Here is a 16878-nt window from a genome sequence, read left to right as displayed (position 1 = left end):
TCGGCTATGGTGTGGGGGGCGCATGCCATCCGCCCGCCTTCCTTCCGAATCCATGCCTTGAAGATGCCCCCGTTGACTTCCTTTCCCCTGAGCGCGCCCATCGCCGTGTTTCTGGCGGGGCTCGCGGCCGCGCTGCACATCGGCAAGATCCCACCCGCCATCACCGTGCTGCGGGAGACGCTGGGGGTCTCGCTGGTCGAGGCGGGCTTCCTGCTGTCGGCGGTCCAGCTGGCGGGCATGCTGCTCGGCGTTCTGGTGGGGGCGCTGGCCGATGGTTTTGGCCTGCGGCGCAGCATGCTGTATGGGCTGGGCGTGTTGTGTATCGCCAGCCTGGCGGGCGTGTGGGCCCGCCATCCGGCGGACCTGCTGGCATTGCGGGCGCTGGAGGGGCTGGGTTTCCTGTGGGTTGTGCTGCCGGCGCCCAGCTTGATGCGGCAGCTGGTGCCCGCTGCCAGGCTGCCCGCCTTCATGGGGCTGTGGGGTGCCTACATGCCCGCCGGCGTTGCCCTGGCGCTTCTGGCGGGGCCGGTGGTCATGGGGCTGTGGAGCTGGCAGGCCTGGTGGGGTCTGCTGGGTGTGCTGGCGGGCTGCGCGGGGCTCTGGTTGGCCCTGGCCGTGGGCCCGGATGCGCTGCGCGCCACCGTGGCGCGGCCGCGCACGGACCCGCCGTCTCCCGCGGTGGTCCTTCTGGCGCGGCGGCTGCGGCTCACCCTGGCCAGTCCCGGGCCCTGGGTGGTGGCGGTGGCGTTTGGCATGTACTCCTGCCAGTGGCTGGCCGTCATCGGGTTTCTGCCCTCCATCTACATGCAGGCGGGCGTCAGCGGCGTGGCTGCCGGTGCGCTGACCGCACTGGCCTGCGCGGCCAATGTGGTGGGGAACCTGGGGGCCGGCGGCTTGATGCGGGCGGGTTGGCGCACGCACCGTCTGTTGTCCCTCGGTTTCGGCGGCACGGCATTGGCCACGGTGGTGGCCTTCAGCCCCTTGGCGGGGGATGGCGCGGTTCTTCGGTTCGCTGCCGTGGTGGCGTTTTCAGCGGTGGGCGGGATGATTCCGGCCACCTTGTTTGCCCTGGCGGTCCGGGTGGCGCCCAGCGAGCACACGGTGTCCACCACGATGGGCTGGGTGCAGCAGTGCTCGGCCTGTGGCCAGTTCCTGGGCCCGCCGCTGGTGGCCTGGGTGGCGGGCCTGGCGGGCGGCTGGCATTTCACCTGGGCGGTCACCGGCGTGGCTTCGGTGGTGGGCCTGGGGCTGTCGTGGTGGGTGCGCCGGCAGCACCCGGCCTGAGACCGCAAACATGTCCTGGCGGAGCGGGCAGGGCCGGGCGCCCCGCCACCTGCCGCCCGCCCGATCACGCTGCCGCAGCGGACCCCGCCTGCACATGCTCGCGCCGCTGCACGATCACGAAGCGGTCGGCCACGAAGGCCAGGTTGGTGTAGCTGGCGTTGGCGGCCGGGTTGCCGCCCGTGGCGTGGTAGTCCGAGAACGAGGCCGACTGGTTCACGAACACCCCTTGTGTGAGGTTGATGGACAGGGCCACGCGCGTGCGCCGGCCCAGGGCGATGGCGGCGTCGATGTAGGCGCGGTCGGTGGAGTACACGCCCAGCGTCAGCGCGCCATGCGCGCGCAGCGTGGCCTCGGCCACCTGCAGGCTGGCGGCGCCCGAATCGGTGGCCACCAGGTAGGACACGGGGCCGAAGCATTCCTGGCCGTAGATGGCGCTGTCGGCCTGCTCCAGCGCCACGATCACCGGCGTGTGGATCTGTGCGTTCGCGAACTCGGGGTGGGGCAGGGCGCGCGAGGCCAGCACCAGGCGGCCCTGGCCGCTGGCCCGCTGCATGCGCGCCACGGTCTCGGGCGAGCCCACGGCGCCCAGCACCGAGGTGGCCACGCGCGGGTTCGAAGCCAGCTCGGTCACGGCGGCGGCGAGGTCCGCGCACACCTGCTCGAAGCTCTTGTGCCCTTCGTCGGTGGCGATGCCGCCGCGCGGCACCAGGAGGTTCTGCGTGGTGGTGCACATCTGGCCGCTGTACAGCGACAGCGTGAACGCCAGGTTGCGCAGCAGGGCCGCGTACTGGTCGGTGGATTCGATGATCACCGTGTTCACGCCGGCCATCTCGGCATACACGCGCGCCTGGCGGGCGTTGTCGATCAGCCAGCGGCCGAACTGGTTGCTGCCCGTGAAGTCGATGCTGGCCACCGCGCTGTGCGTGGCCAGGGCCTGGGTGTCTTCGGCGCGGGGGCTCAGCGCCAGGGTCACGGTGTTCGGGTCCAGCCCCTGCTCGGCCAGCACCTCGCGCAGGATGTTCACCGAGATCGCGGCCGGCAGCACGGCATGGGGATGCGGCTTGACGATGACCGGGTTGCCCGTGGCCAGCGCGGCGAACAGGCCGGGGTAGGTGTTCCAGGTGGGGAAGGTGGCGCAGCCGACCACCAGCGCGACGCCGCGGCCCACGATCTCGTAGTGCTTTTGCATCACCAGCGGCGGGTTCTTGCCCTGGGGCTTGTCCCACAGCGCCTCGCCGGGCACGTCGGCCATGGCCTTCCAGGCGTAGGCGATGGCTTCGAGCGCGCGGTCCTGGGCGTGCGGGCCCCCGGCCTGGAAGGCCATCATCGGGCCCTGGCCGGTGGTCAGCATCACGGCGTGGGCGATCTCATGGCTGCGGCGGTGGATGCGCATGAGCGCCTCCAGCAGCACGCCCACGCGGCCTTGCGCGCCCAGTGCCTGCCACGCGGGTTCGGCCGCCTGGGCCGCTGCCACCAGCGCGTGCACGTCGCAGTCGGGGTAGCGCACATCCAGCGCCACGCCGTAGGGCGAGCGTTCTGTCGCCAGCCGGCCCTGTTCACCGGGCTGCTGCAGCGGGAAATCCTTGCCCAGCAGGGCGGCCACGGCCGCCTGGCCGTCGGCCTGGCCGGTCTCGCCATAGACCTTGGGCGAGGGCGATTCGGGGAAGGGCGTCCAGTGGCCGCGCGTGGCCAGGGCGTCCAGGGCGCCATCGAGCAGGGCACGGTGCGTATCGAACAGGGGCATGTATTTGTCTCCGTTAAGGGTTTGCCCTGAGGGGTTTGACTTGTGTCAGGGTTGTGGAAAGTTTATTCTCTACCGAACGGTCGGTCAATAATGTTTGCGGCCGATCAATACAACGTTTCCCCACTTTGGTAGGCAGGAGCATCCATGTCTGAACCCCTTGTCCTTGTGACGCAGTCGGGCGCCGTGCAAACACTGGCGCTCCACCGGCCCGCCGCGCTCAACAGCTTTACCGCCGAGTTGCATGCGCAACTGCTGGACGCCCTGGAGGCCGCTGCGGCTAACACCGAGGTGCGCTGCGTGGTGCTCACGGGCACGGGCCGGGCCTTCTGCGCCGGGCAGGACCTGGCCGACCCGGCCGTGGCGCCCGACCTCACGCCCGGCGCCGCGCCCAAGGACCTGGGTGAAGTGATCGAGAAACTCTACGGCCCGCTGTGCCTGCGCATCCGCAGCATGCCCATCCCCGTGGTGGCCGCCGTCAACGGTGTGGCCGCCGGCGCGGGCGCCAATCTGGCGCTCTCGTGCGACCTCGTGCTGGCCGCGCGCTCGGCCAGCTTCATCCAGGCCTTCACCAAGATCGGCCTGGTGCCCGACACCGGCGGCACCTGGCTGCTGCCGCGCCTGGTGGGCCGTGCGCAGGCCCTGGGCCTGGCGCTGCTGGGCGACAAGCTGCCCGCGGCCGATGCCGAGCGCCTGGGCCTGATCTGGCGCTGCGTGGACGATGCGGCCCTGCAGGACGAAGCGCAGGCCCTGGCCCAGCGCCTGGCCGCCATGCCCGTCAAGGCGCTGGTGGCCACGCGCAACGCGATGGATGTGGCGGCGCTGATGGACTACGGCCAGGCCCTGGCCCGTGAGGCGGCCGTGCAGCGCACGCTGGGCGCCTCGGCCGACTACCGCGAGGGCGTCGAGGCCTTCATCGGCAAGCGCGCTCCCGTGTTCAAAGACCGCTGAGCGACCCATGGACTCCACCACCTCCCCCATGGACCCCCAGGCCATCGCCGAGCACGTGCGCACCGGCATGCTCGCCAACGACCGCGCCACGCAGGGCCTGGGCATCGCCATCACGGCCATCGCGCCAGGGCGGGCCACGCTCGAGATGACCGTGCGTGCCGACATGCTCAACGGCTTCGACATCTGCCACGGCGGCTTCATCACCACGCTGGCCGACTCGGCGTTCGCCTTCTCGTGCAATGCGCGCAACGACATGACCGTGGCCTCGGGCCTGTCCATCGACTTCCTGGCGCCCGCGCGCGAGGGCGACCGCCTCACGGCCGTGGCCACCGAGGTCTCGCTGGCTGGCCGCACCGGCGTGTATGACGTGAACGTGCACAACCAGCGCGGCGAGGCCATCGCGGTGTTCCGCGGCCGCTCGTACTGCATGAAGGGCAAGCCCACCGTGCCGCTTGCCGATGCCGCCGGCTGCTGACCCCATACACCATTACAGGAGACATCCATGGCCGTGCGCCACCCCGCTCCAGGCGACCTGGAGCCCATCGAAACCGCCAGCCGCGACGAAGTCCAGGCCCTGCAGCTGCAGCGCCTGCGCTGGACGCTGCAGCACGCCTACGACAACGTGCCGCACTACCGCCGCGCCTTCGATGCCAAGGGCGTGCACCCGTCCGATCTGAAGCAGCTGTCCGACCTCTCCAGGTTCCCCTTCACCGTCAAGAAGGACCTGCGCGACAACTACCCCTTCGGCATGTTCGCCGTGCCGCGCGAGAAGGTGGCACGCATCCATGCCTCCTCGGGCACCACGGGCAAGCCCACGGTGGTGGGCTACACGCTCAAGGACATCGACACCTGGGCCGACCTGGTGGCACGGTCCATCCGCGCGGCCGGCGGGCGCGCTGGCGACCTGATCCATGTGGCCTATGGTTACGGCCTGTTCACGGGCGGCCTGGGCGCGCACTATGGTGCCGAGCGCGCGGGCTGCACGGTGATTCCCATGTCGGGTGGCCAGACCGAAAAGCAGGTGCAGCTGATCCGCGACTTCGGGCCCAGCATCATCATGGTCACGCCGTCCTACATGCAGGTCATCAACGAGGAGTTCGTGCGCCAGGGGCTGGACCCGCGCGAGAGCTCGCTCAAGGTCGGCATCTTCGGCGCCGAGCCCTGGACCGAGGCCATGCGCCGCGAGATCGAGACCAAGGCCGGCATCGACGCGGTGGACATCTACGGCCTGTCCGAAGTGATGGGCCCCGGTGTGGCCAGCGAGTGCATCGAGAGCAAGGACGGCCCCGTGGTCTGGGAAGACCACTTCTACCCCGAGATCATCGACCCCGAGACGGGCGAGGTGCTGCCCGACGGCCAGGAGGGCGAACTCGTCTTCACCTCGCTGAGCAAGGAGGCGCTGCCCATGATCCGCTACCGCACGCGCGACCTCACGCGCCTCTTGCCGCCCACTTCGCGCGCGTTCCGCCGCATGGGCAAGATCGTGGGCCGCTCGGACGACATGCTCATCATCCGCGGCGTGAACGTGTTCCCCACGCAGATCGAAGAGATCGTGCTGCAGAACGAGAAGCTGTCGGGCCAGTACCAGATCCTGGTGGCGCGCGACGGCAACCTCGACCAGGTCACCGTGCGCTGCGAGCTGCAGCCCGGCGTGGCCGACGGCGAGCGCCCCGACCTCACCGGCTGGGTGCAGCACCGCATCAAGACCCTGGTGGGCATCACCTGCCAGGTCGAGGTGCTGGCCACCGATTCCATCGAACGCACGCTGGTGGGCAAGGCCCGCCGCGTGATCGACCAGCGCCCACGCTAACCCTTCACGAAAGGACGACACCATGTACACCCAGGCCATGGACACCATGGGCAAGGAAGGCGGCGACGCCGGCAACAAGGCCCTGCGCAGCGCCGAGGAGATGCAGCGCCAGGAGGCCTTCGACGCGCGCATCGACGCGGGCGAATTCATCGAGGCCAAGGACTGGATGCCCGACCACTACCGCAAGACCCTGCTGCGCCAGATCAGCCAGCATGCGCACTCGGAGATCGTCGGCATGCTGCCCGAGGGCAACTGGATATCGCGCGCCCCCACGCTCAAGCGCAAGGCCATCCTGCTGGCCAAGGTACAGGACGAGGGCGGCCACGGCCTGTACCTGTACGCCGCGGCCGAGACGCTGGGCAGCTCGCGCGACCAGATGCTGGATGCGCTGCACACCGGGCGCGCCAAGTACAGCTCCATCTTCAACTACCCCACGCTGACCTGGGCCGACATGGGCACCATCGGCTGGCTGGTCGATGGCGCGGCCATCATGAACCAGGTGCCGATCTGCCGCTGCTCGTACGCGCCCTACGCGCGGGCCATGGTGCGCATCTGCCGCGAGGAGAGCTTCCACCAGCGCCAGGGCTACGACGCGCTGCTCACCATGATGCAGCAGGGCACCGACGCCCAGCGCGCCATGGTGCAGGACGCAGTCAACCGCTGGTGGTGGCCCTCCATCATGATGTTCGGCCCGCCCGACGACCAGTCGCCCAACTCCGCGCAGTCCATGCGCTGGGGCATCAAGCGCGTCTCCAACGACACGCTGCGCCAGAAGTTCATCGACGCCACGGTGGAGCAGGCCCGCGTGCTGGGCGTGACGCTGCCCGACCCCGACCTGCAATGGAACGAGGAGCGCCAGGCGCACGACTACGGCGCCATCGACTGGAGCGAGTTCTGGCGCGTGATCGGCGGCGACGGCCCCTGCAACGAAGAGCGCCTGGGCGCGCGCGTCAAGGCCTGGGACGATGGCGCCTGGGTGCGCGAAGCCGCCCTGGCCCATGCCGCCAAGCATGCCCCGGTGCGCGCAGCCGCCTGATTTCACCGATATCCGAGATTTCCCCATGACGACCCCATCCTCTCCCTCCACCCCCGCCGCCGATCCCGCGATGGCCACCGAATGGCCGCTGTGGGAAGTCTTCGTGCGCAGCAAGGCCGGCCTGGACCACAAGCACTGCGGCAGCCTGCATGCCGCCGACCCGCGCATGGCCATCCAGCTGGCGCGCGACGTCTACACCCGGCGCCAGGAAGGCACCAGCGTCTGGGTCGTGCGCTCCGACCAGATCGTGGCCAGCGACCCCGGCGAGAAGTCCATGTACTTCGATCCCGCGCAGGACAAGGTCTACCGCCACCCCACCTTCTACGTGCTGCCCGAGTCCGTGGACCACATGTGAGCACCACTGCCATGCAAGCCACCAGCATCCACACCAGCCAGGACCCGGGCGTGCAGTACCTGCTGCGCATCGGCGATACCTGCCTCATCCTGGCCCAGCGCCTCTCGGAATGGTGCGGCCACGGCCCCGTCCTCGAAGAGGACATCGCCCTGTCCAACATGGCGCTGGACCTCGTGGGCCAGGCGCGCGCCGTGCTCACCCGCGCCGGCCAGCTCGAAGGCCGCGGCCACGACGAAGACCAGCTGGCCTTCCTGCGCGACGAGCGCGACTATGTCAACGTGACCCTGGTGGAGCTGCCGCGCGGTGACTTCGCCTTCACCGTGGTGCGCAACGCCATGGTGGCCACCCTCTTCAAGCTGCTGTGGGAGCGCCTGGCCACCTCCAGCGACACGGAGCTGGCCGCCATTGCCGGCAAGGCGGTCAAGGAGGCGCGCTACCACCAGCAGCACGCCGCCGACTGGGTCGTGCGCCTGGGCGACGGCACGGCCGAATCGCGCCGCCGCACCGAAGCGGCCTTGAAGGCCCTGTGGCGCTACACGCCCGAGCTGTTCGTGGTCGACGCGGTGGACGAATCCGCCCACGTCACGGGCCTGGGCCCGCGCTGGGCCGACCTGCAGGACACCTGGACCGGCGAGATGGCGCAGATCCTGGCCGCGGCCAGCCTGGCCACGCCCCAGGCATCGGCGTTCCGCAGCACCGGCAAGCAGGGCGTGCACAGCGAGCACATGGGCTACATCCTGGCCGAGATGCAGTACCTGCAGCGCAGCTTTCCAGGGGGCGTGTGGTGATGGTGGCCGAAGCCATCGACCGCCCGGACGCAGCGGACACCTTCGCCGACGCACGCATTGCGCGCGCGTGGCAGGTGCTCGACGGCGTGCCCGACCCCGAGGTGCCCGCGGTCTCCGTGTGCGACCTGGGCATCGTGCGCGCCGTGCGCCTGGCGGGCGATGGCCTGGAGATCGTGCTCACGCCCACCTATTCGGGCTGCCCCGCCACCGAGGCCATCGAGCGCGACGTGCTCGCCGCCATCGAGGCGGCCGGCCTGGGCCCGGCCCATGCCACGCTGCAGCGCGCCCCGGCCTGGACCACCGACTGGATCACCGAACGCGGCCGCGTCCGCCTGCTGGCCTACGGCATCGCACCGCCCGGCCCGCTGCCGCCGGGTACCGAGGTGCCGCTGCGCTTCATGCCGCGCGCCGCAGCCGCACCGGCGCTGGCCTGCCCGCGCTGCGGCAGCCTGCAGACCGAGCGGCTCTCGGCCTTCGGCTCCACGGCCTGCAAGGCGCTGTACCGCTGCATGGCCTGCCGCGAGCCCTTCGAACATTTCAAGCCGCTGTGACGGCCACCCACCACAAGACACCGACATGAGCGTCATCTTCCATCCCCTGCGCGTGCGCGCCATCGAGCCCGACACGGCCGAGGCCGTCATCGTCTCCTTCGACGTGCCGCCCGAGCTGCGCGAGGTCTTCGGCTTCACCCAGGGCCAGTACCTCACGCTGCGCACCGACATCGGTGGCCAGGACCTGCGCCGCTCGTACTCCATCTGCGCCGGCGTGGACGACGCCGAGCTGCGCGTGGGCGTGCGCAAGGTCAACGGCGGCGTGTTCTCCAACTGGATCAACGCGCAGCTCAAGGTGGGCGACACCCTGCAGGTCATGGCGCCGCAGGGCCGCTTCTTCGTGCCCATCCAGGCTGCCGCGCAGCGCCACTACCTGGGCATCGCGGGCGGCAGCGGCATCACGCCCATCCTGTCCATCATGAAGACGGTGCTGGCGCGCGAACCCGGCAGCCGCTTCACGCTGATCTACGGCAACCGCACGCTGCAGTCCACCATGTTCAAGGAGGAGATCGAGGACCTCAAGAACCGCTACCTCACGCGCCTGGTGCTGCACCATGTGTTCTCGGCCGAGCAGACCGACGCGCCGCTGAACATGGGCTTCGTGAACCGCGAGAAGCTCGCCGAGTTCCTGAAGGCGCTGATCCCCGCGCAGAAGATCGATGAGGCCTTCATCTGCGGCCCCTTCCAGATGAACGACGAGGCCGAGGCCGGGCTGCTGGCCGGCGGCGTGCCGGCCGAGCGCATCCACGTGGAGCGCTTCGGCGTGGCCCTGCCCGCAGGAGGGCAGGTCGGCGCGGTGGTGCACGAGGCGCTGCCGGGCGATGCCAAGACCTCCCGCATCGCCATCGTCCGCGACGGCCTGCGGCGCGAATTCCCGTTCTCGGGCGAGCAGGCCAGCATCCTCGATGCGGCCTCGGCCGCCGGGCTGGAGGTGCCGTTCTCGTGCACCTCGGGCGTGTGCGGTACCTGCCGCGCCAAGTGCGTGGAGGGCGAGGTGCGCATGGAGCGCAACTTCGCGCTCGACAAGAACGAGGTGGCCGCCGGCTTCGTGCTCACCTGCCAGTGCCGGCCGCTGTCCGACAGCGTGGTGCTGTCGTTCGACGAACGCTGATGGTCGCTATGACGGCATCCACCGCTGCACACGGTGCCTGGCATCGGCAAGGAATGGGCCGCCGTGGGCCTGCGATGCCCCCGGATGCGGCAAGATGGCGCCCCTTCACTCCAGGATGCAAAGGAAAACTGCCCATGGCCCGAGGACGCTCCCCCGGATACGACGACCAGCGCGAAATGATCCTCCGCCATGCCGCCGAACTGTTCGCACGCCGCGGCTATCCCGCCACCTCGATGAACGAGGTGGCCGAGGCCTGCGGCCTGTCCAAGCCCACGCTGTACCACTACTTTCGCGACAAGTACAACCTGCTCGTGCACATCGCCGACGGGCATGTCTCGCGCCTGCAGGCGCTGGTGGAGGAGGTCGAGGCCCAGCAGCTCGCGCCCGAGGCGCGGCTGCGCGAGCTGATCCACCGCTTCGTCGAGGAATACGCCGAGGCCCAGCACGCCCACCGCGTGCTGACCGAGGACGTGCGCTTCCTGCAGTCCGAGGACAGCGAGCGCATCCTGGGCAAGGAGCGCGCCGTGGTGGCCGCCTTCGCCACCGCGCTGGGGCAACTGCGCCCCGACACCGATGCCGCGGGCCTGACCAAGGCGCTGACCATGCTGCTGTTCGGCATGATCAACTGGATGTTCACCTGGCTCAAGCCCGACGGCGAACTCGACTACGGGACCATGGCGCCCATCGTTGCGGACCTGTTCTTTGGTGGATTTCCTGCCGTCCGAATGCCCATTGAACAGGCCCAAAGACCCGCGCGTCCATGACAATGGCCACGCACGTTCACCACCGCGTACCCGATACCGGCCGACAAGAGCCGGAACAGCGCTGAATCTTCCTTGCTTGCCTGCGCTGACAACACCATCCTTTCTTTTCCACAGGAGACAAACGCATGAAAAAGACCCGCTTCGCACAACTCGCGCTGGTGGCCGCCGCCGCCGCCATGGCCTGCGGCGCCGCCCTGGCCGACATCACCGTCGGTGTCACGGTGTCGGCCACCGGCCCGGCCGCCTCGCTGGGCATTCCCGAGAAGAACACCATCGCCCTGATGCCGCGCACCATCGGCGGCCAGAAGGTCAACTACATCGTGCTCGACGACGCGTCGGACACGACCACCGCCGTTGGCAACACACGCAAGCTGATCAGCGAAAGCAAGGTCGACATCATCCTGGGCTCGAGCACCACACCCAACTCGCTGGCCATGATCGACGTGGTCGCCGAGGCCCAGACGCCCATGATCTCCATGGCCGCCTCGGCGCGCATCGTCGAGCCTATGGACGCCAAGAAGAAGTGGGTGTTCAAGACCCCGCAGAACGATATCATGATGTCGCTGGCCATCGTGGACCACATGGCCAACGCCGGTGTGAAGACCGTGGCCTTCATCGGCTTTGCCGACGCCTACGGCGAAGGCTGGTACCAGGAGTTCGGCAAGGCCGCGGCGATCAAGAAGATCCAGATCGTGGCCAACGAGCGCTATGCGCGCACCGACACCTCGGTGACGGGCCAGACGCTGAAGATGATCTCGGCCAAGCCCGACGCCGTGCTCATCGCCGGCTCCGGCACGCCGGCCGCATTGCCCCAGAAGGCGCTCAAGGAGCGCGGCTTTGCCGGTAAGGTCTACCAGACCCACGGCGTGGCCAATGCCGACTTCCTGCGCGTGGGCGGCAAGGACGTGGAAGGCACCTTCCTGCCCTCCGGCCCCGTGCTCGTGGCTTCGCAGCTGCCCGCCTCGCACCCGGTGAAGAAGTCGGCCAGCGCCTATGTGGCCGCCTATGAGGCCGCCAACGGCAAGGACAGCGTCTCCACCTTCGGCGCCCACGGCTGGGATGCCGGCGTGCTGATGGCCGCTGCCGTGCCCGTGGCCCTGAAGAAGGCCAAGCCCGGCACCGTGGAATTCCGCACGGCCCTGCGCGATGCGCTCGAGCAGATCAAGGAAGTGCCCGGCGCCCACGGCATCTTCAACATGTCCGAGAACGACCACCTGGGCCTGGACCAGCGCGCCCGCGTGATGGTCAAGATCGAGAACGGCACCTGGAAGTACCAGCCCTGACCGAGCAGAGCGAGGTCTGACGGCGCAGGGATGAGGGCGGCGGGCCGATGAAGTGCCCGCTGCCGGCGCAGCCCTGCGGCCTGCCTGACTTCAATAGACAGAAAGCCGAATATGGATTTGCAGATCGCCCTGCTCTTGGGGCAGGACGGCATTGTCAACGGCGCCATCTATGGACTGATGGCGCTGGCGTTGGTGCTGGTTTTTTCCGTGACCCGGGTGATCTTCATCCCCCAGGGCGAGTTCGTGGCCTTCGGGGCGCTGACCATGGCCATGATGCAGGGCGGGCGCATTCCCGCCACGCTGTGGCTGCTGGTGGGCATGGCCGCGGTGGTGCTGGTGGTCGAGGTGGTGCGCTTTCAGCGCGGCAGCCCCGTGAACTGGCCTGCCACCGTGGTCTGGTGCCTGGTGCTGCCGCTGCTGGCCACGGCGCTGATCCTCGGGCTGCGTCCGACTTCGCTGGGCATGCAGGCGCTCACCACGCTGATCCTGATCACGCCCATGGGGCCGCTGCTGTACCGTCTGGCCTATCGCCCGCTGGCCGATGCCACGGTGCTGATGCTGCTCATCGTCTCGGTGGCGTTGCATGGCGTGCTGGTGGGCCTGGGCCTGCTGTTCTTCGGTGCCGAGGGCTCGCGCACGCCACCGTTCTCGGAGGCGCGCTTCGACCTCGGCGGCATCCCCGTCTCGGGCCAGTCGCTGGTGGTGCTGGGTGTCACGCTGGCGCTGGTGATGCTGCTGTTCCTGTTCTTCGGCCGCTCCATGGTCGGCAAGGCGCTGCGCGCCACGGCCCTCAACCGGGTGGGGGCGCGCCTCATGGGCATTCCCACCGAGCTGTCGGGCGATGTGAGCTTCGCCCTGGCCGCGCTGATCGGTGCGGTCTCGGGCCTGTTGATCGCCCCGCTCACCACCGTGTACTACGACACAGGGTTCCTGATCGGCCTCAAGGGCTTTGTCGCGGCCATCGTGGGCGGCCTGGGCAGCTACCCCATGGCGCTGCTCGGCGCGCTGATCGTGGGCCAGCTGGAGGCCTTTGCATCGTTCTGGGCCAGTGCCTACAAGGAGGTTCTCGTGTTCACGCTGATCGTGCCCGTGCTGTGGTGGCGTTCGCTCAACAGCCGCCATGTGGAGGATGAGGAATGACCGCGCCCGTCAAGACAGATATGGCTGCCGGCGCACACGATGCAGGCACCTCGCGCGGCATCGCCACGCGCACCCAGCTCACGCTCGCGGCCGTGGCGCTGCTGGCCCTGTGCTGGGGCTTCCTGCCCGACTTCACCGTGGTCGTGCTCAGCTACATCGGCCTGTACGCCATCGTCGCGGCGGGCCTGGTCATGCTCACCGGCGTGGGCGGCATGACCTCCTTCGGCCAGGCGGCCTTCGTGGGCGTCGGGGCCTATGCCACGGCCTGGATCTGCACGGCGCCCGCGTCGGTGCAGGCGCTCTCGGGCCTGGTCGGCATGGCCGGCCTGCCCTGGGTGGGCCTGGTGCTGGGCCTGGTGATCACCTTCGCGCTGGCCTGGGGCCTGGGCTCGGTCACGCTCAAGCTCTCGGGCCACTACCTGCCGCTGTGCACCATCGCCTGGGGCCTGTCGCTGTACTACCTGTTCGGCAACATGGAATTCCTCGGCGGGCAGACCGGCATCACCGGCATCCCGCCGCTCATCGTGACCGGCGTCTCGCTGGCATCGCCGCGCGCCATCGGCGTGCTGATCTGGGCGGTGCTGCTGGTGTCGCTGTGGCTGCTGCACAACCTGCTCGACTCGCGCGAGGGCCGCGCCATCCGCGCGCTCAAGGGCGGGCGGGTGATGGCCGAGTCCATGGGCGTGGACACGGCGCGTTACCGCATCAAGCTTTTCGTGCTGGCGGCGCTGCTGGCGGCGATCTCGGGCTGGCTGTATGCGCACCTGCAGCGCTTTGTCAGCCCCACGCCGTTCAACCTCAACATCGGCATCGAATACCTGTTCATGGCCGTGGTCGGTGGTGCCGGCCACCTCTGGGGTGCGGTGCTGGGCGCCACCCTCATCACCCTGCTCAAGGAAAAGCTGCAGGACGTGCTGCCCTCGCTGCTGGGCACCAGCGGCAACTTCGAGGTCATCGTCTTCGGCCTGCTCATGGTCTTCGTGCTGCAGCGCTTTGCCGACGGCCTGTGGCCCACGCTGAACCGCCTGGGCGAGCGCTGGCTGCGCCGCGAGGCGCCGCGCACGGCAGGCCAGGCCACCGAACTGGCGCAGCGCACGCTGCCCGCGGCCGGCACGGTGCTGCTGCAGGCGCGCAACGTGACCAAGCGCTTCGGCGGCCTGGTCGCCAACAACAACGTGTCCATGGACGTGAAGGCCGGCGAGGTGCATGCGCTGATCGGGCCCAACGGCGCCGGCAAGAGCACCTTCTTCAACATGGTCTCGGGCGTGGACGACGCCACCGAAGGCGAGGTGCGCCTGGTGGACCAGGCCATGCTGCGCCGCCCCTCGCGCGCCTTCGCCCGCCTGGGCATGGCGCGCACCTTCCAGCACGTGCGCCTGCTGGGCCAGCGCAGCGTGGTCGAGAACGTCGCCCTGGGCGCGCACCAGCGTGCGCACCGCGGCTGGCTGGCCTCCATGCTGCGCCTGGACCGCGCCGAAGAGGCGGCCCTGCTGGCCGAGGCGCGCCGCCAGATCGAGCGCTGCGGCCTGGGGGTCTATGCCGATGCGCCCGCCGCCTCGCTGGCCCTGGGGCAGCAGCGCATCGTCGAGATCGCGCGTGCTTTGGCCGGCCAGCCGGCCATCCTGCTGCTCGACGAGCCCGCAGCCGGCCTGCGCCACCTGGAAAAGAAGGCCCTGGCCGACCTGCTGCGCCAACTGCGCGCCGAGGGCCTGGGCATCCTGGTGGTGGAGCATGACATGGAGTTCGTGATGAACCTGGCCGACCGCATCACCGTGCTGGAGTTCGGCACCGTGATCGCCGAGGGCACGCCCGTAGAGGTGCAGAGCAACCAGCGCGTGCTCGATGCCTACCTGGGCGGTGCCGACGACGACCTGCCCGCCGCTGCCGCCACCGAAGGAGCCCGCGCATGACCGCCTTGCTGCAACTGCAGGACCTCTCCGTGTCGTACGGCCCCGTGGAGGCCGTCCACCAGGTCCGGCTTGACGTGAACGAGGGCGAGATCGTCACCGTGATCGGCCCCAACGGCGCCGGCAAGACCACGCTGCTGTGCGCGGCCATGGGCCTGCTGCCTGCCACCGGCTCCATCACCCTGGCCGGCGAGCGCATCGCCCGCCCCAGCGTGGAAGCCATGGTGGCGCGCGGCGTGGCCCTGGTGCCCGAAAAGCGCGAACTCTTTGGCGAGATGTCGGTGGAGGACAATCTGCTGCTCGGCGGCTTCTCGCGCTGGCGCAAGGGCCAGCGCGACCAGGCGCAGCGCATGGAAGAGGTGTTCGGCATCTTCCCGCGCCTGCGCGAGCGCCGCGTGCAGCTGGCCTCCACGCTCTCGGGCGGCGAGCGGCAGATGCTGGCCATCGGCCGTGCGCTGATGGCCCGCCCGCGCCTGTTGATGCTCGACGAGCCCTCGCTGGGTCTGGCGCCGCTGATCGTGCGCGAGGTGCTGCAGGTGGTGTCCTCGCTGCGCCAGCATGGCGTGTCGGTGCTGCTGGTGGAGCAGAACGCCCGCGCCGCCTTGCGCGTGGCCGACCGCGCCTATGTGCTGGAGATGGGCGCCGTGGCGCTCACGGGCGCCGCGCAGGACCTGCTCAACGACCGCCGCATCATCGACACCTACCTGGGTATGGGAGGGGCGGCGCACGCCCGGGCCGAAGCCCATTGAAAGTCCCGAGGACCGCCGCGCAGCGCAGCGACCGTCCTGTTTCGCCCTTTCGCAGGCCTTGGGGCTGCGGAAGGGCTTTTGCGTTGTGAAGATCCATGAATACGACAGGAGACAAAGCATGAAGACAGGCGTTCAGCCAGGGTTGGCACGCAGGGCGTTTTTGCGTTCGGGTGGGGCATTGGCCGCGGGTCTGGCGGGAACGGCCTGGGCCCAGGACAGCGCGGGCGTGACCGACAGCGAGATCGTGATCGGCCAGTCCTGCCAGCTGAGCGGCCCGCTCGCGGCGCTGACCAGCGAGGTGCGCCAGGGCGCGGCCCTGTATTTCGACCATGTGAATGCCTCGGGCGGCGTGCGCGGCCGCAAGATCCGCGTGGTCGCCATCGACGATGCCTACGACCCCAAGAAGGCCGCCGAGAACACGAAGAAGCTGATCGACGAGGACAAGGTGCTCGCGCTGTTCCAGTACGCGGGCACCCCGCCCGCGCTGGCCGCCCTGCCGATCGCCGAGGAGCGCGGCGTGCCCTTCATCGCGCCGTTCACGGGCTCCGACGGCCTGCGCCAGGCCAGCAGCCGCTACGTGTTCAACATCAAGGCAGGCTATGCGACCGAGCTCGATGCCACCGTGAAGCAACTGGCCTCGGTGGGCATCGCGCGCATCGCGGCGGTCTACCTGAACAACCCCTTCGGCACGGGCGGGCTGGCCTCGGTCGAGAAGTCGGTCAAGAACCACAAGGTGGAACTCGTGGCCCAGGCCCCGCTGGAGGTGGATGGCTCGAAGATGGCGGACGCCGTGGCCTCGGTGGCCAAGGCCACGCCCCAGGCCATCATCGTCATCAGCGCGGGCAAGCCCAGCGTGGATTTCGTCGATGCCTACCTGGCGGCCGGCCACCGCTCCACCTTCTACATGCTCTCGGTGATCAGCAACGCCCAGCTGGTCAAGGCGCTGGGCGAGCGCGCGCGGGGCGTGGTGGTGTCGCAGGTCGTGCCCTCGCCGTGGAACCAGAGCATGCCGATCTCTCGCGAGTTCCAGACCCTGGCCAAGGCCAAGGGCATCACCGAGTACACCTTCAGCCAGATGGAGGGATTCATCTCCGCCCGCTTCCTGGTCGAGGCGCTGCAGCGCGCCGGTGCCAAGCCCACGCGCGCAGGGCTGGTGCAGGCCATGGAGTCGATGAAGAGCGTGAACCTGGGCGGCTACCCCGTGGAGCTGTCGGCCACGCAGCACAGTTCGGGCAAGTTCGTGGATCTGCTCATGATGGGCCGCGACGGCCGGTTCACGAAGTAGGAGCGACTCAAAAACTCTTCTGGGCGTCGTTGCTGCGTCTTGTCGTACTAGCGTACTGCCTGCGACGCAGCGCCTAGCCAGAACCGCTTCGCTGAGTTTGTGAGCCGCTCCGAGGCGGGGCGC

The 16878-nt window shown here is 69.4% G+C and carries 16 protein-coding genes; 15 read left to right on the top strand and 1 reads right to left on the bottom strand.

What is annotated here, in order from left to right; translation table 11 throughout:
- Window positions 1-63 precede the first annotated feature (63 nt).
- A complete protein-coding gene (locus tag AC1RCS_RS12710) occupies window positions 64-1284 on the top strand; it encodes an MFS transporter (protein ID WP_492245094.1) in 1221 nt (406 codons plus the stop codon).
- Between the two features lie 64 nt (window positions 1285-1348).
- Here the strand turns inward: AC1RCS_RS12710 and paaN are convergent, their stop codons facing one another.
- The gene (gene paaN / locus AC1RCS_RS12705; protein WP_492245095.1) at window positions 1349-3028 is read right to left on the bottom strand and encodes a phenylacetic acid degradation protein PaaN; all 1680 of its coding nucleotides are present in this window, start codon (window positions 3026-3028) and stop codon (window positions 1349-1351) included.
- 144 nt (window positions 3029-3172) lie between these two features.
- Between paaN and AC1RCS_RS12700 the strand changes: the two genes are divergently transcribed.
- From AC1RCS_RS12700 to AC1RCS_RS12635, 14 genes are all read left to right on the top strand, one after another.
- Complete coding sequence (locus AC1RCS_RS12700; protein WP_492245096.1) at window positions 3173-3976, top strand: enoyl-CoA hydratase-related protein; 804 nt, start codon at window positions 3173-3175, stop codon at window positions 3974-3976.
- Between the two features lie 7 nt (window positions 3977-3983).
- Window positions 3984-4451, top strand: a complete 468-nt coding sequence (paaI, locus tag AC1RCS_RS12695; protein WP_369643529.1) for a hydroxyphenylacetyl-CoA thioesterase PaaI — start codon at window positions 3984-3986, stop codon at window positions 4449-4451.
- A gap of 27 nt (window positions 4452-4478) precedes the next feature.
- Complete coding sequence (gene paaK / locus AC1RCS_RS12690) at window positions 4479-5786, top strand: phenylacetate--CoA ligase PaaK (RefSeq protein WP_369643528.1); 1308 nt, start codon at window positions 4479-4481, stop codon at window positions 5784-5786.
- Window positions 5787-5808: 22 nt separating this feature from the next.
- On the top strand, window positions 5809-6822 hold the full coding sequence (gene paaA / locus AC1RCS_RS12685; RefSeq protein WP_492245097.1) for a 1,2-phenylacetyl-CoA epoxidase subunit PaaA: 1014 nt from the start codon (window positions 5809-5811) through the stop codon (window positions 6820-6822).
- Between the two features lie 25 nt (window positions 6823-6847).
- Window positions 6848-7177 carry a 1,2-phenylacetyl-CoA epoxidase subunit PaaB gene (gene paaB / locus AC1RCS_RS12680; protein ID WP_186457925.1) on the top strand — a complete coding sequence of 110 codons (330 nt, stop codon included), beginning with the start codon at window positions 6848-6850 and terminating at the stop codon, window positions 7175-7177.
- 11 nt (window positions 7178-7188) lie between these two features.
- Entirely contained in the window at window positions 7189-7965 is a 777-nt protein-coding gene (gene paaC / locus AC1RCS_RS12675; RefSeq protein WP_492245098.1) for a 1,2-phenylacetyl-CoA epoxidase subunit PaaC, read from the top strand.
- Entirely contained in the window at window positions 7965-8516 is a 552-nt protein-coding gene (paaD, locus tag AC1RCS_RS12670; protein WP_492245099.1) for a 1,2-phenylacetyl-CoA epoxidase subunit PaaD, read from the top strand. The genes paaC and paaD overlap by 1 nt, the downstream gene beginning before the upstream one ends.
- 25 nt (window positions 8517-8541) lie before the next feature.
- On the top strand, window positions 8542-9627 hold the full coding sequence (paaE, locus tag AC1RCS_RS12665) for a 1,2-phenylacetyl-CoA epoxidase subunit PaaE (RefSeq protein ID WP_492245100.1): 1086 nt from the start codon (window positions 8542-8544) through the stop codon (window positions 9625-9627).
- A gap of 134 nt (window positions 9628-9761) precedes the next feature.
- A complete protein-coding gene (locus AC1RCS_RS12660) occupies window positions 9762-10391 on the top strand; it encodes a TetR/AcrR family transcriptional regulator (RefSeq protein WP_492245101.1) in 630 nt (209 codons plus the stop codon).
- A gap of 125 nt (window positions 10392-10516) precedes the next feature.
- Window positions 10517-11674, top strand: a complete 1158-nt coding sequence (locus AC1RCS_RS12655) for an ABC transporter substrate-binding protein (RefSeq protein ID WP_007852100.1) — start codon at window positions 10517-10519, stop codon at window positions 11672-11674.
- A 111-nt stretch (window positions 11675-11785) separates the two neighbouring features.
- Complete coding sequence (locus AC1RCS_RS12650) at window positions 11786-12814, top strand: branched-chain amino acid ABC transporter permease (RefSeq protein ID WP_145697155.1); 1029 nt, start codon at window positions 11786-11788, stop codon at window positions 12812-12814.
- Window positions 12811-14724 carry a branched-chain amino acid ABC transporter ATP-binding protein/permease gene (locus AC1RCS_RS12645; protein ID WP_492245102.1) on the top strand — a complete coding sequence of 638 codons (1914 nt, stop codon included), beginning with the start codon at window positions 12811-12813 and terminating at the stop codon, window positions 14722-14724. Before AC1RCS_RS12650 ends, AC1RCS_RS12645 begins: the two co-directional genes overlap by 4 nt.
- On the top strand, window positions 14721-15470 hold the full coding sequence (locus AC1RCS_RS12640; protein WP_218341295.1) for an ABC transporter ATP-binding protein: 750 nt from the start codon (window positions 14721-14723) through the stop codon (window positions 15468-15470). The genes AC1RCS_RS12645 and AC1RCS_RS12640 overlap by 4 nt, the downstream gene beginning before the upstream one ends.
- A 118-nt stretch (window positions 15471-15588) precedes the next feature.
- Window positions 15589-16755, top strand: a complete 1167-nt coding sequence (locus AC1RCS_RS12635) for an ABC transporter substrate-binding protein (protein WP_492245103.1) — start codon at window positions 15589-15591, stop codon at window positions 16753-16755.
- The last annotated feature ends 123 nt before the right edge of the window (window positions 16756-16878 follow it).

This window comes from Acidovorax sp. GW823-FHT01C06 (genome assembly GCF_058798375.1).
Note: the sequence above shows the minus strand (reverse complement) of the source record. Positions and strands in the feature narration are given on the sequence as shown.